Annotated in this window: 16 protein-coding genes and 1 pseudogene; 8 read left to right on the top strand and 9 right to left on the bottom strand. The window is 72.1% G+C overall.

The genetic code is table 11. From position 1 onward, the window contains the following. The first annotated feature begins 28 nt into the window (after window positions 1–28). The 4 genes from trpB to lgt all read left to right on the top strand — a co-directional run bounded on the left by trpB (window position 29) and on the right by lgt (window position 4,104). The gene (gene trpB, locus ACFZDC_RS30790; protein ID WP_391329056.1) at window positions 29–1,312 is read left to right on the top strand and encodes a tryptophan synthase subunit beta; all 1,284 of its coding nucleotides are present in this window, start codon (window positions 29–31) and stop codon (window positions 1,310–1,312) included. Continuing rightward, a complete protein-coding gene (trpA, locus tag ACFZDC_RS30785; RefSeq protein ID WP_391329055.1) occupies window positions 1,309–2,127 on the top strand; it encodes a tryptophan synthase subunit alpha in 819 nt (272 codons plus the stop codon). The genes trpB and trpA overlap by 4 nt, the downstream gene beginning before the upstream one ends. Before the next feature lie 108 nt (window positions 2,128–2,235). Continuing rightward, window positions 2,236–3,009, top strand: coding sequence for a thioredoxin domain-containing protein (locus tag ACFZDC_RS30780; RefSeq protein WP_391329054.1), 774 nt, complete (start codon window positions 2,236–2,238; stop codon window positions 3,007–3,009). 84 nt (window positions 3,010–3,093) lie between these two features. After that, window positions 3,094–4,104: a prolipoprotein diacylglyceryl transferase gene (lgt, locus tag ACFZDC_RS30775; RefSeq protein WP_391329053.1), complete on the top strand. Its 1,011-nt coding sequence runs from the start codon at window positions 3,094–3,096 to the stop codon at window positions 4,102–4,104. A gap of 89 nt (window positions 4,105–4,193) precedes the next feature. On the opposite strand, the gene ACFZDC_RS30770 is transcribed toward lgt, so the two are convergent. Genes ACFZDC_RS30770 through ACFZDC_RS30740 form a run of 7 tightly spaced genes read right to left on the bottom strand, consistent with a single transcriptional unit; the run spans window position 4,194 to window position 12,599 of the window. After that, on the bottom strand, window positions 4,194–5,006 hold the full coding sequence (locus ACFZDC_RS30770) for an aldolase/citrate lyase family protein (RefSeq protein WP_391329052.1): 813 nt from the start codon (window positions 5,004–5,006) through the stop codon (window positions 4,194–4,196). Beyond that, window positions 5,003–6,220 (bottom strand): CoA transferase, encoded by a 1,218-nt coding sequence (locus ACFZDC_RS30765; protein WP_391329051.1) that lies wholly within the window; start codon window positions 6,218–6,220, stop codon window positions 5,003–5,005. The genes ACFZDC_RS30770 and ACFZDC_RS30765 overlap by 4 nt, the downstream gene beginning before the upstream one ends. Continuing rightward, window positions 6,217–7,110 (bottom strand): ribokinase, encoded by an 894-nt coding sequence (rbsK, locus tag ACFZDC_RS30760; RefSeq protein ID WP_391329050.1) that lies wholly within the window; start codon window positions 7,108–7,110, stop codon window positions 6,217–6,219. The genes ACFZDC_RS30765 and rbsK overlap by 4 nt, the downstream gene beginning before the upstream one ends. After that, entirely contained in the window at window positions 7,107–8,471 is a 1,365-nt protein-coding gene (locus ACFZDC_RS30755; RefSeq protein ID WP_391329049.1) for an ADP-ribosylglycohydrolase family protein, read from the bottom strand. The genes rbsK and ACFZDC_RS30755 overlap by 4 nt, the downstream gene beginning before the upstream one ends. Next, on the bottom strand, window positions 8,459–9,652 hold the full coding sequence (locus ACFZDC_RS30750) for an ADP-ribosylglycohydrolase family protein (protein WP_391329048.1): 1,194 nt from the start codon (window positions 9,650–9,652) through the stop codon (window positions 8,459–8,461). The genes ACFZDC_RS30755 and ACFZDC_RS30750 overlap by 13 nt, the downstream gene beginning before the upstream one ends. Before the next feature lie 8 nt (window positions 9,653–9,660). Next, entirely contained in the window at window positions 9,661–10,776 is a 1,116-nt protein-coding gene (locus ACFZDC_RS30745; protein WP_391329047.1) for an ADP-ribosylglycohydrolase family protein, read from the bottom strand. Continuing rightward, window positions 10,773–12,599 carry an ADP-ribosylglycohydrolase family protein gene (locus tag ACFZDC_RS30740; protein WP_391329046.1) on the bottom strand — a complete coding sequence of 609 codons (1,827 nt, stop codon included), beginning with the start codon at window positions 12,597–12,599 and terminating at the stop codon, window positions 10,773–10,775. The genes ACFZDC_RS30745 and ACFZDC_RS30740 overlap by 4 nt, the downstream gene beginning before the upstream one ends. 271 nt (window positions 12,600–12,870) lie before the next feature. Between ACFZDC_RS30740 and ACFZDC_RS30735 the strand changes: the two genes are divergently transcribed. The 3 genes from ACFZDC_RS30735 (at window position 12,871) to ACFZDC_RS30725 (ending at window position 20,059) form a co-directional block, all read left to right on the top strand. After that, a complete protein-coding gene (locus ACFZDC_RS30735; RefSeq protein ID WP_391329045.1) occupies window positions 12,871–13,602 on the top strand; it encodes a VIT1/CCC1 transporter family protein in 732 nt (243 codons plus the stop codon). 402 nt (window positions 13,603–14,004) lie between these two features. Then, window positions 14,005–18,603 carry a glutamate synthase large subunit gene (gene gltB, locus ACFZDC_RS30730; RefSeq protein ID WP_391329044.1) on the top strand — a complete coding sequence of 1,533 codons (4,599 nt, stop codon included), beginning with the start codon at window positions 14,005–14,007 and terminating at the stop codon, window positions 18,601–18,603. After that, entirely contained in the window at window positions 18,596–20,059 is a 1,464-nt protein-coding gene (locus ACFZDC_RS30725; protein ID WP_391329043.1) for a glutamate synthase small subunit, read from the top strand. Before gltB ends, ACFZDC_RS30725 begins: the two co-directional genes overlap by 8 nt. A 144-nt stretch (window positions 20,060–20,203) precedes the next feature. Here ACFZDC_RS30725 and ACFZDC_RS30720 read toward each other — a convergent pair. Together ACFZDC_RS30720 and ACFZDC_RS30715 are read right to left on the bottom strand one after the other, a co-directional pair. Then, window positions 20,204–21,095: pseudogene (locus ACFZDC_RS30720) on the bottom strand (chitosanase). Next, window positions 21,092–22,012, bottom strand: coding sequence for a rhomboid family intramembrane serine protease (locus tag ACFZDC_RS30715; protein ID WP_391329042.1), 921 nt, complete (start codon window positions 22,010–22,012; stop codon window positions 21,092–21,094). The pseudogene ACFZDC_RS30720 and the gene ACFZDC_RS30715 overlap by 4 nt, the downstream one beginning before the upstream one ends. Window positions 22,013–22,155: 143 nt before the next feature. Here ACFZDC_RS30715 and ACFZDC_RS30710 point away from each other — a divergent pair, with 143 nt between their 5' ends. Beyond that, window positions 22,156–22,881: a VWA domain-containing protein gene (locus tag ACFZDC_RS30710; protein WP_391329041.1), complete on the top strand. Its 726-nt coding sequence runs from the start codon at window positions 22,156–22,158 to the stop codon at window positions 22,879–22,881. The last annotated feature ends 62 nt before the right edge of the window (window positions 22,882–22,943 follow it).

Below are 22,943 nucleotides of genomic sequence, written 5' to 3'. Positions count from 1 at the left end.
CGGGGCCCAGCCCCTGCGAGGTATCCGTATGCCCAGCGAGTTCTTCATCCCCGATCCCACCGGCCAGGTCCCCAGTGCCGAGGGCTACTTCGGCGCGTTCGGCGGCAAGTTCATCCCGGAGGCCCTCGTCGCCGCCGTGGACGAGGTCGCCGTCGAGTACGACAAGGCCAAGGCCGACCCCGAGTTCGCCCGCGAACTCGACGACCTGCTCGTCCACTACACCGGCCGACCCAGCGCCCTCACCGAGGTGCCCCGGTTCGCCGAACACGCCGGTGGCGCCCGTGTCTTCCTGAAGCGGGAGGACCTCAACCACACCGGTTCCCACAAGATCAACAACGTCCTCGGCCAGGCCCTGCTCACCCGGCGCATGGGCAAGACCCGCGTCATCGCGGAGACCGGCGCCGGCCAGCACGGCGTCGCGACGGCCACCGCCTGCGCGCTCTTCGGCCTCGACTGCACCATCTACATGGGCGAGATCGACACCGAGCGCCAGGCGCTGAACGTGGCCCGCATGCGCATGCTCGGCGCCGAGGTCGTCGCCGTGAAGTCCGGCAGCCGCACCCTGAAGGACGCCATCAACGAGGCGTTCCGCGACTGGGTCGCCAACGTCGACCACACCCACTACCTGTTCGGCACGGTCGCCGGACCGCACCCGTTCCCGGCCATGGTCCGCGACTTCCACCGGGTCATCGGCGTCGAAGCGCGGCGCCAGCTCCTGGAGCGGGCCGGCCGTCTCCCCGACGCCGCCATCGCCTGCGTCGGCGGCGGCTCCAACGCCATCGGCCTCTTCCACGCCTTCATCCCCGACGAGGGCGTCCGCCTGATCGGCTGCGAGCCGGCCGGGCACGGTGTGGAGACCGGCGAGCACGCGGCCACCCTGACCGCGGGCGAGCCCGGCATTCTGCACGGCTCCCGCTCCTACGTCCTGCAGGACGAGGAGGGCCAGATCACCGAGCCGTACTCCATCTCGGCCGGTCTCGACTACCCGGGCGTCGGCCCGGAGCACTCCTACCTGCGCGACAGCGGCCGCGGCGAGTACCGCGCGATCACCGACGACGCCGCCATGCAGGCCCTGCGCCTGCTGTCCCGCACCGAGGGCATCATCCCGGCCATCGAGAGCGCCCACGCCCTGGCCGGCGCCCTGGAGGTCGGCAAGGAGCTGGGCAAGGACGGCCTGATCGTCGTCAACCTGTCCGGCCGCGGCGACAAGGACATGGACACCGCCGCGCGCTACTTCGGCCTCTACGACACCGACGCCGAGGTGGCCGCCAACGAAGCCGACACCGCCGAGATCGAGGGGGACGCCAAGTGAGCGGCAACATCCAGCTGTTGACGGACACCCTCGCCGCCGCCAAGGCGGAGGGCCGGTCCGCGCTCATCGCCTACCTCCCGGCCGGCTTCCCGACCGTGGACGGCGGCATCGAGGCGATCAAGGCCGTCTTCGACGGCGGCGCCGACGTCGTCGAGGTCGGCCTGCCGCACAGCGACCCGGTCCTGGACGGCCCGGTCATCCAGACCGCCGACGACATCGCCCTGCGCGGGGGAGTAAGGATCGCGGACGTCATGCGGACGGTCCGGGAGGCGCACGAGGCGACCGGGAAGCCGGTGCTCGTCATGACCTACTGGAACCCCATCGACCGCTACGGCGTCGAGCGCTTCACCGCGGAGCTGGCCGAGGCGGGCGGCGCGGGCTGCATCCTGCCCGACCTGCCGGTCCAGGAGTCGGCCCTGTGGCGGGAGCACGCGGAGAAGCACGGCCTCGCCACCGTCTTCGTGGTCGCCCCCAGCAGCAGGGACGAGCGGCTCGCCCGGATCACCGCGGCGGGCAGCGGCTTCGTCTACGCGGCCTCGCTGATGGGCGTCACCGGCACCCGCGAGTCGGTCGGCGCGCAGGCCCAGGACCTGGTCGAGCGCACCCGGGCCACCGGCACGGGGCTGCCCGTGTGCGTCGGGCTCGGCGTCTCCAACGCGGCCCAGGCCGCCGAGGTCGCCGGTTTCGCTGACGGTGTCATCGTCGGTTCGGCGTTCGTGAAGCGGATGCTGGACGCCTCGGACCACGCCTCCGGCCTCGAGGCGGTGCGCGAGCTCGCCGGCGACCTCGCGAAGGGCGTCCGCGGACAGGCGTAAACCACTCGCAGGCGTCCGTAGCCGTTCACAACGGAAGATTCGGTCACTCGAACGAGTGGACCTCGAGCCGGGGAGGCGCGCTGCGCCTCCCCGGTTCGTTCTGGGGGTGTGAGCGAGAAGAACCGTGACGGAAAGCGCACCGCCCGTGAGCGGCTGGCGGTCGAGCGTGAGAAGCAGAAGGCCGCGGAGAAGCGACGGCGGACGCTGATCGTCGGCGCGAGCGTCGTCTGCGTCCTCGGTCTCGCGGCGGTGATCGGCGTGGTCGCCGCGAACGCGGGCAAGAACAAGGCAAGCAGCGCGGGCCCGGTCGTGGCGCCCTCCGGCGCACAGGGCAAGGACAGCCTCGCGGTCCCGGTGGGCAAGGACGGCGCCAAGTCGACGCTCACGGTCTGGGAGGACTTCCGCTGCCCGGCCTGCCAGGCCTTCGAGACGGCGTACCGGCCCACGCTCCATGAGCTGACCGACGCGGGCAAGCTCAGAATCGAGTACCACCTCGTCCGGCTGATCGACGGCAACCTCGGCGGCAGCGGCTCGCTGCGCGCGGCCAACGCGGCGGCCTGCGCCCAGGACGCCGGAAGGTTCCGCGACTACCACGACGTGCTGTACGCGAACCAGCCCAAGGAGACCGACGACACCTTCGGCGACAACGACAAGCTGATCCAGCTGGGCGGCAAGGTGAACGGTCTCGACACCCCCGCGTTCCGCAAGTGCGTCAAGGACGGCACCCACGACAGCTGGGTGAACAAGTCCCAGAAGGCCTTCCAGTCCGGCGGCTTCTCCGGCACGCCCACGGTCCTCCTCGGCGGCAAGAACATCTACCAGGACCGGACGATGACCCCGGCGAAGCTCAAGCAGATGGTGGAGGCGGCCAACCGCGGGTAAGGGCGTTTCTCACGTGCCCGTTACGGACCCGTTGCCGGGCTGCCTGCCGTCCTGGCGGCCCGGCACGGTAGCGTCGACCTTGCCATGGAACTTGCCTACATTCCCAGCCCGTCGCGCGGGGTGCTGTACCTCGGCCCCATTCCGCTGCGCGGTTACGCCTTCTGCATCATCATCGGCGTCTTCGTCGCCGTCTGGCTCGGCAACAAGCGCTGGATCGCCCGCGGCGGGCGGACCGGCACGGTCGCCGACATCGCCGTCTGGGCCGTGCCCTTCGGCCTGGTCGGTGGCCGGCTCTACCACGTGATCACGGACTACGAGCTGTACTTCAGCGAGGGCCGTGACTGGGTGGACGCCTTCAAGGTGTGGCAGGGCGGCCTGGGTATCTGGGGTGCGATCGCCCTGGGCGCGGTCGGAGCGTGGATCGGCGCCCGGCGCCGGGGCATCCCGCTGCCCGCCTACGCCGACGCCGTCGCTCCCGGCATCGCCTTCGCCCAGGCCATCGGCCGCTGGGGCAACTGGTTCAACCAGGAGCTGTACGGGCGCGAGACGCATGTTCCGTGGGCGCTGCACATCACCTCCGCCGAGGGCGGCCGGGTGCCGGGCTACTACCACCCGACCTTCCTGTACGAGTCGCTGTGGTGCATCGGTGTCGCCCTCCTGGTCATCTGGGCCGACCGCCGCTTCCAGCTGGGCCACGGCCGGGCGTTCGCCCTGTACGTCGCCGCCTACTGCGTGGGCCGCGGCTGGATCGAGTACATGCGCGTGGACGACGCCCACCACATCCTGGGCCTCCGCCTCAACGACTGGACCGCGCTGATCGTGTTCCTGCTGGCGGTGACGTACATCGTGGTGTCGGCCAAGAAGCGCCCGGGCCGGGAAGCGGTGGTCGAGCCGGCGGCGGCTGCCTCCGGCGATGCGGCAGACGGTGCGTCCGGCGATGCGGCAGACGGTGCGTCCGAAGGCGCGGCAGATGGTGCCTCCGACGGTGCGGAGCGGACCGAGGCCGACAGCACGGAGAAGACCGAGGACCAGGCCGAGGCGGATAGCGTCGCGGAGGCGAAGGACGAGGCCGAGTCGGCACCCAAGACGAGCTGACGACCGGTGGTGGGCATCGAGGGCGTCCGGAGTCTTCCGGGCGCCCTCGGCCCGTGTTGCGCCCGGTCGCGTCGGGAAGAGGCGGGCTCTCACCCCCTGCGCGCCAAGGACAAGGTGCGCTGGGCCGCCGCCACCACCGCCGCGTCGACGAAGCGGCCGTCGGGGAGGGCCTGGGCGCCCTCGGTGGTGGCCGCCGCCTTGATGATCGTTTCGGCCTGTTCGATCTCCGCGTGGGTGGGCAGATACGCCCGCTCGATCACCGGCAGCTGGCGGGGGTGGATGGCCGCGCGTCCCAGGAAGCCGAGGGTGCGGCCGTGGGCGCAGGACGCGGCGAGGGCGTCCAGGTCGCGGATGTCGGGGTGGACCGACTGGGGCGGTGGGGGCAGGCCTGCCGCACGGGCGGCGATGATCACGCGGGACCGGGGCCAGTCGAGGCCGGCGTCGGCTCGTACGCCCAGGTCGGCGCGCAGGTCCGCCTCGCCCAGGGAGACGCCTCGCAGGGACGGGTGGGCGCCGGCGATGGCGTAGGCGTGTTCGATGGCGAGCGCCGACTCCAGGAGGGCGTACAGCGGCAGCGGAGTGGTGACGGCGACCTGTCTGATCTGGCCCGGGGACGTCACCTTCGGGAGCCGTAGCCCGGACACGCCCGGCAGCGCGGCCAGTGTCGTGAGGTCCGCGGCCGCCCAGGGGCCGTCCAGGGCGTTGACACGGACGTGCACCGGCACGGTCTGGGGCTCGCGGAGGCGTTCGGCCGTGGCCGTTCGGGCGTACTCCTTGCGGTCCGGGGCGACCGCGTCCTCCAGGTCGATCACCACCACGTCGGCGCCGGCGGCCAGCGCCTTGGCCACGACGTGCGGGCGGTCGCCGGGGACGTACAGCCAGGTGAGCGGGAACGGTGTCACAGGGCTCCCTCCTCGCGCAGGGCGCGCAGCTCGGCCGGGGTGAGACCCAGCTCGGTGAGCACCGCGTCCGTGTCGGCACCGTGCGGGCGGCCGGCCCAGCGGATCGCGCCGGGGGTCGAGGAGAGGCGGAAGAGGACGTTCTGCATGCGCAGGGGGCCCAGTTCGGGGTCGTCGACGGTGGTGATCGTCTTCAGGGCCCGGTACTGGGGATCCGCCATGACGTCCCGTACGTCCTGGACGGGGGCCACCGCGGCTTCCGCCTTCTCGAAGGCCGCCAGGACCTCGTCGCGGGTGCGGGAGGCGATCCAGGAGCCCACTGCCTCGTCCAGCACGTCGGCGTGCGCGGCACGGCCCGCGCCCGTGGTGAACCACGGTTCCTCGATGAGCTCCGGGCGGCCGACCAGGCGCATCACCCGCTCCGCCACCGACTGCGCGGAGGTGGAGACGGCGACCCAGAGGCCGTCGGCGGTGCGGTAGGTGTTGCGCGGGGCGTTGTTCGCGGACCGGTTGCCGGTGCGTTCCTGGACGTGGCCGAGCTGGTCGTACCAGGTCGGATGGGGGCCGAGGACCGCCAGGATGGGCTCGATGATCGCCATGTCCACGACCTGCCCCTCGCCGGTCCGCCCGCGGGCGGCCAGGGCCGTCAGTACGGCGTAGGCGGTCGCCAGGCCCGCGACCGAGTCCGCGAGTCCGAACGGCGGGAGCGTCGGCGGCGCGTCCGGTTCGCCGGTGAGTGCCGCGAAGCCGCTCATCGCCTCGGCGAGGGTGCCGAAGCCGGGCCGGTGCGCGTACGGGCCGAACTGGCCGAAGGCCGTGACCCGGGCGAGGATCAGCCGCGGGTTGGCGGCGGACAGCTCCGTCCAGCCCAGCTCCCACTTCTCCAGGGTGCCCGGCCGGAAGTTCTCGATCACCACGTCGGCGGTGGCGGCGAGACGGAGCAGGGCCGCGCGGCCGCCGGGCCTGGACAGGTCGAGGGTGATGGCGCGCTTGTTGCGGCCGAGCACCTTCCACCACAGGCCGACACCGTGCTTCGCCGGGCCGTGTCCCCGCGACGGGTCGGGCCGGTCCGGATGCTCCACCTTGATCACCTCGGCGCCGAAGTCGCCGAGCAGGGTGGCGGCCATGGGGCCGGCGAACAGGGTGGCCAGGTCCAGGACCCGCAGGCCGGCGAGGGGCTGCGGGCTGCTCACGGGGTGCGTGGCGGACGTACTCATGCGGTGTACTGCGTCTCGATCTCCGGGCGGTACGGCATCGACGCGGACGCCCCCTCCCGCTGCACGGACAGCGCCGCCGCGGCGGCGGCCCAGGCCAGGGCCTCCCGCACGGGCTTCTCCTCGGCGAGGGCCACCGCGAGCGCGCCGACGAAGGTGTCGCCGGCGCCCGTGGAGTCCACCGCCTTCACCCGGGGCGCGGGGACCACCAGTGGTTCGGTGCCCCGGGCCAGGTACAGGCTGCCGGTCGCGCCCAGGGTGACGACGACCTCCGGGACCAGGTCGAGCAGGGCGGCCGCCGCCTCCCGCGGGTCGGTGCGGCCGGTGAGGGTGACGGCCTCGTACTCGTTGGGGACCAACAGGTCGGTCGCGGCGAGGAGTTCGGGCGGGAGCGGCTGGGCCGGTGAGGGGGTGAGGACCGTGCGGACACCGTGCCGGCGGGCCGCCTGCGCACCCGCGACAACCGCGGCCCGCGGGATCTCCAGCTGGAGGAGCAGGGCGTCGGCGGTGGCGATCACGCCCTCGTCACCGGGCGAGAGGTGGTCCACGGTGCCGTTCGCGCCGGGGATGACGACGATGGAGTTGCCGCCCTCGTCGTCCACCACGATGTGCGCGGTGCCGGACGGCCCTTCGACCGTGCGCAGGAAGTCGGTGTCCACGCCCGAGTGTTCGAGCGTGTCGCGCAGGCGCACACCGAAGGAGTCGTTGCCGACCGCGCCGATCATCGAGACCGTGGCGCCGGCGCGGGCCGCGGCGATCGCCTGGTTGCCCCCCTTGCCGCCGGGGATCGTACGGAACCCCCGTCCCGTCACGGTCTCGCCGCGCTGCGGGGCCTTGGTGACGTAGGTGACGAGGTCCATGTTCGTGCTGCCGAGGACGACGATGTGGGTCATGAGCGGGTCGCCTCCAGGTGCGTGAGGTGGGCGAGGGTGTCGAAGCCGGTGCCGTCGAAGTCGGCGACGGTGGTGGCGAGCCGGTTCTTCACCGGGGCCCGCCAGCGGTCGGGGAGCGCGCCGGGGGACCCGGCGAGGAGACCGGCGATGCTTCCGGCGGTCGCTCCGTTGGAGTCGGTGTCCCAGCCGCCGGAGACCGCACGGCAGATGGAGCCGGTGAAGTCGCCGTCCGCGTGGGTGAGGGCGGCGACGATCAGGGCGGTGTTGGGGATGGCGTGGACCCAGTGGTGGGTGGCGGAGTAGGTGGCGTGGAGTTCGTCCACGACGTTGTCGAAGTCCGGGTGCTGCGCGGCCAGGTGGCGGGCGTGGTCGATCGCCTTGGCCAGGCGGGAGCGGGGCGGGACCACCGTGCGGCCGGTGTGCAGGCAGGCGTGGACGTCGTGGGCGCCGGTGGCCGCGGCGGCGAGGGTGGCGGCCGTGAACATGGCCGCGTAGACGCCGTTGGCGGTGTGGGTGAGGACGGCGTCGCGGTGGGCCTGTTCGGCGGCCGCGGCGGGGTCGCCGGGGTTGGTCCAGCCGTGCACGTCGGCACGGATCAGGGCGCCGATCCACTCGCGGAACGGGTTGCGGTGGCGGGCCGTGTGCGGGGGTTCGATGCCGGTGAGGAGGTTGCGGAAGGCGATGCGTTCGGCCGTGAAGGTGCGGCCGGGCGGGAGCTCTTCGAGCCAGAGCCCTGCCACGTCGGTGGTGGTGAAGGTCTTTCCGTGGCGGTTGAGCAGGAGGAGGTTGAGGAGGGGGTAGTTCAGGTCGTCGTCCTCGGGCATGCCGTCGATGTTCTCGGCGAGGGAGGTCGTGGCGGAGCGGCGGTTCCAGGGGTGGGTGTCCAGGAGCTCCCGGGGGACGCCCTCAGCCGTGAACCAGGTGGACAGGGGCCAGTTGCCGGTGGACCGGGCGAGGGCGCGGATGCCGTCGAGGGGGAGCTTCTCCACGGGTTTGCCGAGGAGGCAGCCGACGGCGCGGCCCAGCCAGGATGCCTCCAGGGTGTGCGGGGTGGGGGCCGGCCCACCGGGAGACCGCGCGGGCCACTCTGGGCACAGTGCCCTGATCCGCTCCAGGTCCGTGGGTTCGTCCTCCGCGAACGTGCCGGGCAGGTCCGCCAGTTCGTCGAGGAGGTCCTCGGCCAGCAGGCGCAGGTAGCGTGTGGGCCGCCGCGGTGAGGCCCCGGCCCGCTCCGGGGCGTCCGGTCCCCCGGCCGCGCGCCACCTCGCCTCGATCCTCGACGGTTCTCGGCCGTCCAGGCGGGCCTGGCGGAGTTCGTGGCCCACCAGGTCCTCCGGCTGGACCCAGGTCAGTCGGAGCATGCCGTGCCTCCGAGGGCCGTGAAGGCCCGCTCGTGTGCGCGTCGGCGGTGTACGTCCCGTTCGAAGATCTCGCGGGTGACCCCGGTCAGCGTGCGGGCCGGCTCCCACAGGTCCAGGCGGCTGGCCTCCGCCACCGGCTTGGACCACTCGTCGGGGACCGGGGAGCCGAGGGCGCCGGCGACGGCGCCCGCCATCGTGGCGATCGAGTCGCAGTCGCGGCCGTAGTTGACCGAGCCCAGGACCGCCTGCCGAAAGTCGCCGCCGGAGACCAGCACCATGCCCAGGGCGACGGGGAGTTCTTCGAGGGAGTGCAGACGGGAGGGGCGGCGGGCGCCGAGAGAGGGGGCACGGTAGTCGGGGCCGACCGTGTCGTACGGGGCCACCGCCTTTCGGAGCGGGGCCAGGGCCGACTCGAAGTCACTGTATCCGCGCGCCACTTCGCAGACCTGCTCGATCGCCGCGCGCGTGCCGTCCTTCGCCAGGGACAGACAGGCGGTCACCACCGCGTCCGGGGTCGCACCCGGTGCGGTGGCGGCGGCGACCGCCGCGGCGAAGACCCCGGCGGCCTCCCGGCCGTACGACGACTGGTGCGCGCCCGCGATGTCCAGCGCCTCGGCGTACGCCGCGGCCGGGTTGGCCGCGTTGACCAGGCCGACGGGGGCCATGTACATCGCGGCCCCGCAGTTGACGATGTTGCCGACGCCCGCTTCCCGTGGGTCCACGTGGCCGTACGCCAGCCGGGCCACGAGCCACTTCTCGGCGAGGAAGAGGCGCTGGAGCGGCAGCGTCTCGGTCTCCAGTTCCGGGATCCAGCGCGGGTTCGTCATCAGGTCCGGGACCAGGTGGTCGGCGACGGCGTACGCGTCGAGGTGGTCGCGGACACGGGCGTAGACGCGGACCAGCGCGTGGGTCATCAGGGTGTCGTCGGTGACGTGACCGTCGCCCTTGTGGTACGGGGCGATGGGGCGGGCGGTGCGCCAGGCGTCACCGTGCCAGGGGCCCACGATGCCGTGCACGCGGCCGCCGTGGCGGTCGGTGATCTGGTCGGGGGAGTAGCCCTCGACGGGGCCGCCGAGGGCGTCGCCCACGGCGGCTCCGACCAGGGCCTTGGTGATCCGCTCGTCGAGACCGCTCAGCCGCGACGGACACGGCCCGCTGCTTTCAGCTCCTTTGGGCGTCATGCCCCGAATCATCCTCCTGCTCGGGCCCGTTGTGCGGCTTCCAGGAGTCCGGCGAGTTCCACCAGGTCGGTACCGGTGAGGCGGGGGAGGGCGCAGCCGGACAGGGTGCGGCAGGCGTCCCGCCAGGTGCTGGGGATGGCCGCGCCGCCGCCCAGGGCTCCGGTGAGCGCGCCCGCGAGGGCGGGGGCGGAGTCGGCGACCCGGGACAGGCAGGCGGCGGCGGGTACGGCCTCGGCGATGCGGCCGCGGGCGGCGGTGGCCAGGGCGAGGGCCACGGGGACGGTCTCGGCGGCGGCGATGCCGTAGCTGTAGACATGGTCGACGATCTGGTGCTCGAGGAGGGGGATGAGCGCGAAGGCCGACTCGCTGTCCTCGGCCAGGGCCAGGGCGTGGCGGGTGTTGCGGCCGATCTCCGTCTGCGCCGGGAGCTCGGCGCGCGCGGCCGCCACGCAGGCGTCCGTGTCCGCAGCGGCCAGGGCGAGCGCGAGGGCCGCCGCCATCGCGCGGGCGCCGTGCACGCCGTCGCCGTCCTGGGTGTAACGGGCGTCGAACTCGGCGAGGTCGGCGGCCCGTCGGGGGTCGCCGGGATGGGCCACCGCGAGGACGCAGGCACGGACGCACGCGGCGTCGTCGAAGTAGTGCGGGTTGTCGTGGCCGGTGGCGGGCGGGCGCAGACCGGCGGCGAGGTTGCCGAGTCCGGCGCGGACGGAGATGCGGGCGCGCAGGGGCAGTACGGCGGACTCGATCTCGGGGGCGCGTTCCGCTGCCGCGGCGACCTCGGAGGCGACGGCGCTCCAGGTCAGGTCGATGGCGGCACGCATACGGCGTTCCCGGCCGAGGTCGCCGAGCACGTCGTCGTCGCCGGCCCGCAGGACCGCTTCCGCCGCGAACGCCGCCCACTCGGCGTCGTCGGAGGGGCCGAGGCGCAGGGGTTCCGGGGGCTGGTTGAGGGCGATCGGCACCGGGAGGGTGGTCGTCGCGTTCTGCTCGGCGAAGGTATCCAGTTCGCGGGTGAGCCGGCGGGTCCACTCGGGCATCCGCGCCGCCCGGTGCCGGGCGGCGGGCCAGCCGGCGGCGTCTCCCGCGGCGAGCCCGAGAAGCAGCCCCTCGATCCGGCGCGTCACGGCCGAGCCTCGCTGTCCGCGTTCCCGCAGTTCCCCGCCCCCACCAGCGAACTCCGCCCCCTGCCTCCCCGCCTCCTCCCCGACCCGTCACCCGATTCGGTGGGCTGGGAGGTGGGTGGGAGGGCCGAAGGTGGCTCGATTGATGGAGAGGTGGGCGCGGGGGGTGCGGGTGGCTTGGTGGGCTGGGATGTGGAGGGGAGGGGCGCGGGTGGGTTGGTGGGTTGGGACGTGGAGGGGAGGGGCGCGGGTGGCTTGGTGGGCTGGGACGTGGAGGGGAGGGGCGCGGGTGGCTTGGTGGGCTGGGACGTGGAGGGGAGGGGCGCGGGTGGCTCGGTGGGCTGGGACGTGGGCGGTGTCCCGGCCGGGGCGGCCGTGCGGGTCCGGTCCGTCGCGGCTTCCCGTGCCCCTTCCGAGGTAGCTGTGCGGGCCCCCTCCGTCGCAACTGCCCGAACCCGCTCCGCGGCAGCTGCCGGCGCCCCCTCTGTCGCATGTGCCCGGCACTTCTCCGCCGTGGCCACGCGGCGCGCCTCCGCTGCAGGTGCCGGGCCGGTCTCCGCCGTGGCCTGGGTGGCCCCCTCCGCGGCTGGTGTTCGGCTCTTCTCCGCCGTGGCGACGCGGCCTGCCTCCGCTGCAGGTGTTCGGCGCGCCCTCGCCGTTGCCTCGCGGCTTCCTTGCGCCGCGGGCGTGCCGTCTTCCGCTGTCTTAGGCTCGCGGCTTCCTTGCGCCGCGGGCGTCTCGCCCACCTCCGTCGCAGCCACCCATGTGATGCCCCGCGCGCCCTCCGGCAGGAGGGCCGGCACCACTACCCCGGCGCCCCACTTGCCGCCTTCCTCCGGTACCAGTAGTTCGGCGACGTCCAGGACGTGGTGGCCGGCCATGGACGGGAGGCAGCGGCCCCTTGCCGGGCCGATCGCTGACGCCCACTGCGAAGGGATCGCCGAGATGCCCTGGGTCGCGCCGGACAGGGCGCCTGCCACCGCCGCCGTCGTATCCGCGTCACGGCCCATGTTGACCGCCGTGAGGACCGCTTCCCGGAAGTCCCCGTCGGCCGCCGCGTACGCGCCGAAGGCGAGGGCGACCGCCTCGGGGGCCAGGTCGGTCCAGGGGTAGCCGCCGATGACCACCGCGGAGCGGACCGCGCGTTCGCCGCGGTGGGCCACGGCCACCGCGCGCCGCAGCGAGCGGGCCGTCCAGGAGTCCTCGGGTACGACGGCGAGCGCCGAGGCGATCACCACGGGCGGCGAGGCGCCCGCCATCGCCGCCGCCACTCCCGCCGCGACCGCTTGGCCGCCGTAGATGCCCTCGCCCTCATGACTGACCGAACCGTCGATCGCCACCAGGCGGGCCGCCTCGCCGGGGCGCCCTGCGGCGAAGACCCCGAAGGGCGCCGCCCGCATCGCGAGGCCGTCGCTCCAGGCGTGCCGGTGCTGGGCGGAGATGGGGGCCGCGAGACCGCGCCGGAGGTTCTCCAGCGTGCCCCGCTCGCTGAAGCCGGCCCCGCGGAAGGGGCCCTCGGCCCGGTCGGCGATCCACTGGTGCCAGGCGCCCTCGACATGGGCGGGAGTGAGCGCCGAGCCGTGCCGGGCCAGCAGCAGCCCCGAGAAGATCGCGTACTCCGTGTCGTCCGTGCCGCACGGCTTCTCGCTGACGTACCCGGTGATCCGGCCCCAACGGGCACGGATCTCGGAGGGCTTGAGGTTCTCCGCGGGAGCCCCGAGCGCATCGCCGACGGCCAGGCCGAGCAGCGTGCCGCGGGCCCGTTCGCGGAGTGCGGCGGCGTCCCCGGGCACCGGGGCCGGGGGAGTGCAGGCGATCGATGCCATGGGCGGCCTCTCCTTCGCGGGACCACAAGGGCCACGGGGACCTTTGCGGATGTCTCCCACGGGAGGGGCGGCCGTGAGCCTCGCCGCATGCCGTGTCACCCGGTCGGCATCTGAGCATGATCAGTCACGGATGAGCGGTACACGGCAAAACCGCAGGTTAGCCGAGCCTTTCCTTGCTGGCGACGACGAAATTATCGGCGTACCTTCGGTGCTGTCGAAAAATAGAACTCATCCAAAGTTAGCTTTGGCTAAGCTTCCTGGGGGACCCCGTATGGCCATCATCGAGACCGAGGCGGCGCTGCACGAGGCGCACCGCGACAATCACACGCACCGTGATGTGAACGGCGGCTGGCTGCGCCCCGCCGTCTTCGGCGCGATGGACGGTCTGGTCTCCAACCTCGCCCTGATGACCGGTGTCGCGGGCGGGTCCGTCAGTCACCAGACGATCGTCATCACCGGGCTCGCGGGGCTCGCCGCCGGTGCCTTCTCCATGGCGGCCGGCGAGTACACCTCCGTCGCCTCCCAGCGCGAACTCGTCGAGGCCGAGCTCGACGTCGAGCGGCGCGAACTGCGCAAGCACCCGCAGGACGAGGAGGACGAGCTGGCGGCACTCTACGTGGCCCGGGGGGTGGAGCCCGACCTGGCCCGGGAGGTCGCCCGGCAGCTGTCCAGGGATCCCGAGCAGGCCCTGGAGATCCATGCCCGCGAGGAACTGGGCATCGACCCCGGTGATCTGCCGTCCCCGCTGGTCGCCGCCGTGTCGTCGTTCGGGTCGTTCGCGCTCGGCGCTCTGCTGCCCGTCCTGCCGTTCCTGCTGGGTGCGGCTGCCCTCTGGCCGGCTGTGCTGCTCGCGCTCGCCGGGCTGTTCGGCTGCGGCGCCGTGGTGGCCAAGGTGACCGCGCGGACCTGGTGGTACAGCGGCCTTCGACAGCTCGCGCTGGGCGGTGCGGCGGCCGGTGTGACGTACGCCCTGGGCGGCCTGTTCGGTACCGCCGTAGGATAGTGCCGCTGCTATCTATGCGATGGGCCGCATAAGTAGCCGTTACTCGCTGGTTTCGACGGCTTAACCACCGGGCATGAGCCGTAAGCGCTGGGGCAATGACGCCTGCGGCGCACACGCGGGGTGGGCGAAGACGCTCCCCCACCCCTTTCCGGCTGACGGACGCCGATCTGATCGATCTTGTCCGGTTCGGTCCCCACACACTTCCGCCGCCCGCGGGTGGCACCCTGCCGCGACCCCACGGCACCCGGCCGCAACCCTGCGGCGTCCGCATGTTGGAACGGAGTATCCGGTTCCCGGGAATCGCTCCATCATGTAACCTGCACGAAATTTTGCACTCCACGCAGAGGGCCAACGTCGTCCCTCGGCACTTGAACATGCCACATGACGACGACGGGAGAGCCGATGCGTACACCGCGCCAGCCGTCCCAGCATTCCGCGAATGGCCAGAACTGGTCGTTCATGGATGCTCGCCCTGCTGCGCAGGGTATGTACGACCCCCGCAACGAGCACGACGCCTGTGGCGTCGGCTTCGTCGCCACCCTCACCGGAGAGGCGAGCCATGCGCTGGTCGAGCAGGCGCTGACCGTTCTGCGCAACCTCGAGCACCGTGGCGCCACCGGCTCCGAGCCCGACTCCGGCGACGGCGCGGGCATCCTCTCCCAGGTCCCCGACGCCTTCTTCCGTGAGGTGGCCGGATTCGACCTTCCCGCGGCGGGCGGCTACGCGGTGGGCATCGCCTTCCTGCCGGAGGACGGCAGCGAGGACGCCGTCTCGCGGATCGAGACGATCGCGGCCGACGAGGGCCTGACCGTCCTCGGCTGGCGCGAGGTTCCGGTCGCGCCCGAGCTGCTGGGCGCCACCGCCCGTTCCACCATGCCGGGCTTCCGGCAGATCTTCGTCACCGACGGCGCCAGCGAGGGCATCGCGCTGGACCGCAAGGCCTTCGTGCTGCGCAAGCGCGCCGAGCGGGAGGCCGGTGTCTACTTCCCGTCCCTCTCCGCCCGCACGATCGTCTACAAGGGCATGCTGACCACCGGCCAGCTGGAGCCCTTCTTCCCGGACCTGTCCGACCGCCGTTTCGCCTCCGCGATCGCGCTCGTGCACTCCCGGTTCTCCACGAACACCTTCCCGTCGTGGCCGCTCGCGCACCCGTACCGCTTCGTCGCCCACAACGGTGAGATCAACACCGTCAAGGGCAACCGCAACTGGATGCGCGCCCGCGAGTCCCAGCTCGTCTCCGACCTGTTCGGCTCGGACGAGAAGGCGATCGAGCGCATCTTCCCGGTGTGTACGCCGGACGCCTCCGACTCCGCCTCCTTCGACGAGGTGCTGGAACTGCTGCACCTCGGCGGCCGCTCGCTCCCGCACTCCGTGCTGATGATGATCCCGGAGGCGTGGGAGAACCACGCCTCCATGGACCCGGCACGGCGCGCCTTCTACCAGTTCCACTCCACGATGATGGAGCCGTGGGACGGCCCCGCCTGCGTCACCTTCACCGACGGCACCCAGGTCGGCGCCGTGCTCGACCGCAACGGTCTGCGCCCCGGCCGCTACTGGGTCACCGACGACGGCCTCGTCGTCCTCGGCTCCGAGGTCGGTGTCCTCGACATCGACCCGGCCAAGGTCGTCCGCAAGGGCCGGCTGCAGCCCGGCCGCATGTTCCTCGTCGACACCGCCGAGCACCGCATCATCGAGGACGACGAGATCAAGGCGTCCCTCGCCGCCGAGAAGCCGTACGCCGAGTGGCTGGAGGCCGGCGAGATCGAGCTGGTCGACCTGCCCGAGCGCGAGCACATCGTCCACACCCACGCCTCGGTCACCCGCCGCCAGCAGACCTTCGGCTACACCGAGGAGGAGCTGCGCGTCATCCTCGCGCCGATGGCCCGCACCGCGGCCGAGCCGATCGGCTCCATGGGCACCGACAGCCCGATCGCGGCCCTGTCCGAGCGCCCGCGGCTGCTCTTCGACTACTTCACCCAGCTGTTCGCGCAGGTCACCAACCCGCCGCTGGACGCGATCCGCGAGGAGCTGGTCACCTCGCTGCGCTCGTCGCTGGGGCCGGAGGGCAACCTGCTGGAGCCGACCGCCGCGTCCTGCCGCAGCGTCCTGCTGCCCTTCCCGGTGATCGACAACGACGAGCTGGCCAAGCTCATCCACATCAACGCCGACGGCGACATGCCCGGCTTCAAGGCCGCGACCCTCTCCGGCCTGTACCGGGTCTCCGGCGGCGGTGACGCCCTCGCCGCGCGCATCGAGGAGATCTGCGCCGAGGCCGACGCGGCCATCGAGAACGGCGCCCGGCTGATCGTCCTCTCGGACCGCCACTCGGACGCCGAGCACGCGCCGATCCCGTCGCTGCTGCTCACTTCGGCCGTCCACCACCACCTCATCCGCACCAAGCAGCGCACCCAGGTGGGCCTGCTGGTCGAGGCCGGCGACGTCCGCGAGGTCCACCACGTCGCCCTGCTCATCGGCTACGGCGCCGCCGCCGTCAACCCGTACCTGGCGATGGAGTCCGTCGAGGACCTGCTGCGCGCCGGCACCTTCCTCAACGGCCTGGAGCCCGAGAAGGCCATCCGCAACCTGATCTACGCCCTCGGCAAGGGCGTCCTGAAGGTCATGTCCAAGATGGGCATCTCGACCGTCGCCTCCTACCGCGGCGCCCAGGTCTTCGAGGCCGTCGGCCTGGACGAGACCTTTGTCGAGAAGTACTTCAACGGCACGGCCACCAAGATCGGCGGCGTCGGCATCGACGTCATCGCCAAGGAGGTCGCCGCCCGCCACGCCAAGGCCTACCCGGCCTCCGGCATCGCCCCGGCGCACCGCGCGCTGGAGATCGGCGGCGAGTACCAGTGGCGTCGCGAGGGCGAGCCGCACCTGTTCGACCCGGAGACGGTCTTCCGCCTCCAGCACTCCACGCGCTCCGGTCGCTACGACATCTTCAAGAAGTACACCGGGCGCGTGAACGAGCAGTCCGAGCGCCTGATGACGCTGCGTGGCCTGTTCGGCTTCAAGGCCGACCGGCAGCCCATCCCGATCGACGAGGTCGAGCCGGTCTCCGAGATCGTCAAGCGCTTCTCCACCGGTGCCATGTCGTACGGCTCCATCTCCATGGAGGCGCACGAGACCCTCGCCATCGCCATGAACCAGCTGGGCGGCAAGTCCAACACCGGTGAGGGCGGCGAGGACCCGGAGCGCCTGTACGACCCGGCGCGCCGGTCCAGCATCAAGCAGGTCGCCTCCGGCCGCTTCGGCGTCACCTCCGAGTACCTGGTCAACGCCGACGACATCCAGATCAAGATGGCCCAGGGTGCCAAGCCCGGCGAGGGCGGCCAGCTGCCCGGCCACAAGGTGTACCCGTGGGTGGCCAAGACCCGGCACTCGACGCCGGGCGTGGGGCTCATCTCCCCGCCGCCGCACCACGACATCTACTCCATCGAGGACCTGGCCCAGCTGATCCACGACCTCAAGAACGCCAACCCGGCGGCACGTATCCACGTGAAGCTGGTGTCGGAGGTCGGCGTCGGCACGGTCGCGGCCGGTGTGTCCAAGGCGCACGCGGACGTCGTCCTCATCTCGGGTCATGACGGCGGTACGGGTGCCTCCCCGCTCACCTCGCTGAAGCACGCGGGCGGCCCCTGGGAGCTGGGCCTTGCCGAGACCCAGCAGACCCTGCTGCTCAACGGCCTGCGCGACCGGATCGTGGTCCAGACCGACGGCCAGCTGAAGACCGGCCGTGACGTGGTCATCGCCGCGCTGCTCGGCGCCGAGGAGTTCGGTTTCGCGACCGCTCCGCTCGTCGTCTCCGGCTGCGTGATGATGCGCGTCTGCCACCTGGACACCTGCCCGGTCGGCATCGCCACCCAGAACCCCACCCTGCGCGACCGCTTCACCGGCAAGGCCGAGTACGTGGTGAACTTCTTCCAGTTCATCGCCGAGGAGGTCCGCGAGATCCTCGCGGAGCTGGGCTTCCGCTCCATCGAGGAGGCCGTCGGTCACGCGGAGGCGCTCGACGTCACCCGTGCCGTCGACCACTGGAAGGCGCAGGGCCTGGACCTGGAGCCGCTGTTCCACGTGCCCGAGCTGGCCGAGGGCGCGGTGCGCCACCAGATCGTCGAGCAGGACCACGGCCTGGAGAAGGCCCTGGACAACGAGCTGATCAAGCTCGCCGCCGACGCCCTGGCCGCCTCGGACGTCACCGAGGCACAGCCGGTGCGCGCGCAGGTCGCCATCCGCAACATCAACCGCACGGTCGGCACCATGCTCGGCCACGAGGTGACGAAGAAGTTCGGCGGCGCGGGCCTGCCCGACGACACCATCGACATCACCTTCACCGGCTCCGCCGGCCAGTCCTTCGGCGCGTTCCTGCCGCGCGGCGTCACGCTGCGCCTGGAGGGCGACGCCAACGACTACGTCGGCAAGGGCCTCTCCGGCGGCCGGATCGTCGTCCGCCCGGACCGGGCCGCCGACCACCTCGCCGAGTACTCGACCATCGCGGGCAACACCATCGCCTACGGCGCCACCGGCGGCGAGCTGTTCCTGCGCGGCCGTTCCGGTGAGCGGTTCTGCGTCCGCAACTCCGGCGCGCTGGTCGTCTCCGAGGGCGTGGGCGACCACGGCTGCGAGTACATGACCGGCGGTCGCGCGGTGGTCCTCGGCGAGACCGGCCGCAACTTCGCGGCGGGCATGTCCGGCGGCATCGCGTACGTCATCGACCTCGACCGCGACAACGTCAACGTCGGCAACGTCGAGTCCGTCGAGGCGCTGGACGACGCCGACAAGCAGTGGCTGCACGACGTGGTGCGCCGCCACGCCGAGGAGACCGGCTCGACGGTCGCCGAGAAGCTGCTCGCCGACTGGGACGCGGCCGTGGAGCGGTTCAGCAAGATCATTCCCACCACGTACAAGGCAGTGCTCGCCGCCAAGGACGCCGCCGAGCGAGCCGGTCTCTCCGAGACCGAGATCACCGAGAAGATGATGGAGGCGGCGATCAATGGCTGACCCGAAGGGCTTCCTGAACCACGGCCGTGAGGTCGCCAAGTCCCGTCCCGTCGAGCAGCGCGTCAAGGACTGGAACGAGGTCTACGTCCCCGGCTCCCTGCTGCCGATCATCAGCAAGCAGGCCAGCCGGTGCATGGACTGCGGCATCCCGTTCTGCCACAACGGCTGTCCGCTCGGGAACCTGATCCCCGAGTGGAACGACTACGCCTACCGCGAGGACTGGGCGGCCGCCCAGGAGCGCCTGCACGCGACCAACAACTTCCCGGAGTTCACCGGTCGTCTCTGCCCGGCCCCCTGCGAGTCGGCGTGCGTGCTGGGCATCAACCAGCCGCCGGTCACCATCAAGAACGTCGAGGTCTCGATCATCGACAAGGCGTGGGAGACCGGGGACGTCGCCCCGCAGATCCCTGAGCGCCTGTCCGGCAAGACGGTCGCGGTGATCGGCTCCGGGCCGGCGGGCCTCGCCGCCGCCCAGCAGCTGACCCGGGCCGGTCACACGGTCGCCGTCTACGAGCGCGCGGACCGCGTCGGAGGCCTCCTCAGGTACGGCATCCCCGAGTTCAAGATGGAGAAGCGGCACATCAACCGCCGTATCGAGCAGATGCGCGCGGAGGGCACCCGCTTCCGTACCGGCATCGAGATCGGCCGCGACCTGAAGGCGACGGACCTGAAGAAGCGGTACGACGCCGTGGTCCTGGCCGTCGGCGCGACCACCGCCCGTGACCTGCCGGTGCCCGGCCGCGACCTCAAGGGCATCTACCAGGCGATGGAGTACCTGCCGCTCGCCAACAAGGTCCAGGAGGGCGACTACGTCACCCCGCCGATCTCGGCCGAGGGCAAGCACGTCGTCGTCATCGGCGGTGGCGACACCGGTGCCGACTGCGTGGGCACCGCCCACCGCCAGGGCGCGGCCTCCGTCACGCAGCTGGAGATCATGCCCCGCCCGAGCGAGGAGCGGCACCCGGTCAACCAGCCCTGGCCGACCTTCCCGATCCTCTACAAGGTCACCTCGGCCCACGAGGAGGGCGGCGAGCGGATCTACTCCGCCTCCACCACCCACTTCGAGGGCGACGAGGACGGCAACGTCCAGTGGCTGCACCTGGCCGAGGTCGAGTTCGTCGACGGCAGGCTGACCCAGAAGCCGGGCACCGAGCGCAAGATCCCCGCCCAGCTGGTCACCCTCGCCATGGGCTTCACCGGCACCGACCGGGAGAACGGCCTGGTCGAGCAGTTCGGCCTGGACCTCGACGAGCGCGGCAACATCGCCCGCGACGCCGACTTCCATACCAATGTGCCGGGCGTGTTCGTCGCCGGTGACGCGGGTCGTGGTCAGTCGCTGATCGTCTGGGCGATCGCGGAGGGCCGTTCGGCGGCTCGCGGTGTGGACCGCTTCCTGACCGGGGCCAGCGACCTGCCCGCCCCGATCCGCCCGACGGACCGCGCACTGGCGGTCTGACGGCTCATCAAGAACGTCCCGTACAAAGGCGTACGGGCGGGTTATCTGGGGGGATACCCCCCAGACCCCCCGTGACGGCGCTTGCCCACCTGTCCCCGACCGGACTCTTGGGCAGGCGCCGCCGCATGTCCGGACGCCAGACGGCTACGGCACCTTGTACGTCTCCCGGTACACCCGCCACTCCAGCGGCGTGTCCAGGTCCAGGTTGCCGTCGTACAGGAAGTCCCGCTGGGCCGTGTCGATGCGGGTGGTGTCGATGGTCGGCTTCTTGGACTTCATGGCCTTGCGCCGGACGTCCAGGAAGCGGTCGAGGTAGTTCTTCTCGCTGCCGCCCTCGGAGGGGGTGTCCGCCTCCTTCAGGGCGCGTTCGCGCAGGCCGTAGAAGCCGTCGGGGCCGGTGCCGGGCCATCGCGTCGTAGGAGACGAACTGGCCCAGCGTGCCCGGCCCGTCGAGCTTGGCGAGGCGGACGGCCGGGCCGAAGTAGGCGCGGTCGCGCTCCTGTTCCTGGGCCCTGCGGGAGGCCGGGAGTTTCGCCTCCGCCTTCCAGGCCGCGGTGACGCCCGGGTCCAGGTCCTCGTGGGAGCCGGTGCCGTCGACCTTGCGCAGGGCCGGCAGGTACTGCGCGAGGGCGTTGTCCGGATGCGCCTTCGGGTAGCGCTCGACGAGGGTCAGCAGGTCGTGGGTGCTGGTGCGGAAGCCGATGACGCCGGCGGTGTAGCCCTGTCCGTCGCCGGTGTCCTCGACGTAGCCGTAGGCGCTGCGTCAGTCGCGCGTGGAGTTCTCCGCGCTCGCCACGATCCGTTGCGCCGGCTCCTTCTCGGCGGGCGCGGCAAGTCCCGGCGGGGCGTCGGCGACGGCCTCCGCGTCCTCGGCCCGCTCCCCCTCGGCCCTGCTCCTTGCCTCCTGACGGGCCCGCTGGGCGGCGCTGCCGTGCCGGCCCTCCGAGGAACCGGACGGGTCGGGGGCGACGGCGTAGACGACCGCCGTGACCACGACCGGCACGGCCGCGAACAGCAGGATTCCGGCCCGCTTCATCCGGCCGCCCCTCCGGTGAGACCCGACACCTTGCCCCAGACCAGGACCAGCAGCAGCGCCGCCAGGGCCACGCACACGCCGGCCTGGACCAGGACGCGACGATTGTCCCGGGGCGCGTACGCGTACGCCAGTGTCACCGCACCGCCCGCCAGCAGGCCGCCGAGGTGCCCCTGCCAGGAGGTCATCCCCGCGGAGATCACCAGCCAGAGCAGCAGGCCGATCATGTAGCGGTTGACCGCCTGCATGTCGTAACCGAGTCGGCGGCCCATCACCCAGTAGGCGGCCCCGAGCCCGAAGATCGCGCCGGAGGCGCCGACGCTCGGGACGTCCGGCGCGAGCAGCAACTCCAGGACGGAGCCGCCCAGCGCCGACAGCAGGTACAGGGCGAGGTAACGGACCCGGCCAAGCTGGACCTCCACGACCCGGCCGACGGTCCACAGCGAGGCCATGTTCATCACGATGTGCAGGACGCCGATGCCCTCGGTCGGTGGCATGTGCAGGAAGGCGCTGGTCAGTAGCCGCTCCCACTCGCCGCCCACGAGCCCCTCGGCGTGCACCGAGGAGTCGTACGGGTACTGCCACAGGTAGTGCGAGCCGTCCGTGCCCTTGAGCCCGGCGCCCAGCATCCCGAACCGGTCCACGATCGACGGGCGCGCCAACTCGGCCAGGTAGGCGAGCACATTGAGCCCGATGAGGACGTACGTCACCAGCGGCACCGTGCTGATCCGGCCGCCGAACGCCGTGCGCGCCTGCCGGACCGACCGCGCGTCCTCCTTCACGCACTCGACGCACTGATGGCCGACGGCGGCCTCCCGCATGCACGACGGGCAGATGTAGCGGTCGCAGCGGGTGCAGCGGACGTGTGACTCCACCTTGGGGTGACGAAAGCAGGTGGTGACGGCGGACTCGGCGGTCACGGCCGGCTCCTCTGAGGAAGGTTGGGACAGGATGAGAGCCGGTGGGGACGGCGGCGAACAAAGTAGCGAACAACTGTGACGGCAGTGACGGCAGGGGGGCGGTGATCACATAGGCTCGGCCTCCTGGAAAGCCGAGGGGGGCCATGAGCGCGATCAGTCTGCGCAAGGTGGAGGAGACGGCGCCCGCGCTCGTCGGCGCGTACAAGTCGGCAGGGGTGTCCCTGCGCAAGCACGGCCTGGACGGGCTACGGGCCGCCGTGTACCTGGTGGTCGACTACTCGGGCTCGATGAAGCCGTACTACCAGGACGGCAGCGTGCAGGCGCTCGCCGACCGGGTGCTGGGCCTGTCCGCGCACCTGGACGACGACGGCCGGGTGCCGGTGGTGTTCTTCTCCACGGACATCGACGCGGTCACCGACATCGCGCTCGACGGTCACGAGGGCCGGATCGAGCGGATCGCGGCCGGGCTCGGGCACATGGGCAGGACCAGCTACCACCTGGCGATGGACGCCGTCATCGACCACTACATGGACAGCGGCGCCACGGACCCCGCGCTGGTCGTCTTCCAGACCGACGGCGGTCCGGTCAACAAGCTCGCCGCCGAACGCTACCTGTGCAAGGCGGCCGGGCTCCCGCTGTTCTGGCAGTTCGTCGGCTTCGGCGCCCCGGGCAGCCGGCAGTTCGAGTTCCTGCGAAAGCTGGACGAACTGGCGGTACCCGGCAAGCGGGTCGTGGACAACGCCGGCTTCTTCCACGCGGGCCAGGACCCCCGGCGGGTCTCCGACGCCGAGCTGTACGACCGTCTCGTCGGCGAGTTCCCGACGTGGCTGGCGGCCGCACGCGCCGCGGGCATCGTACGGCCGGCCTGAGACCGGCCGCAGACCCACGGCAAGATCTGATACCTCCCAGGTCTGTTGCGAATGTCCCGCCT

This window comes from Streptomyces sp. NPDC007905 (assembly GCF_042959345.1).
GTDB lineage: Bacteria > Actinomycetota > Actinomycetes > Streptomycetales > Streptomycetaceae > Streptomyces.
This window is presented reverse-complemented; position numbering and strand designations above follow the sequence as displayed.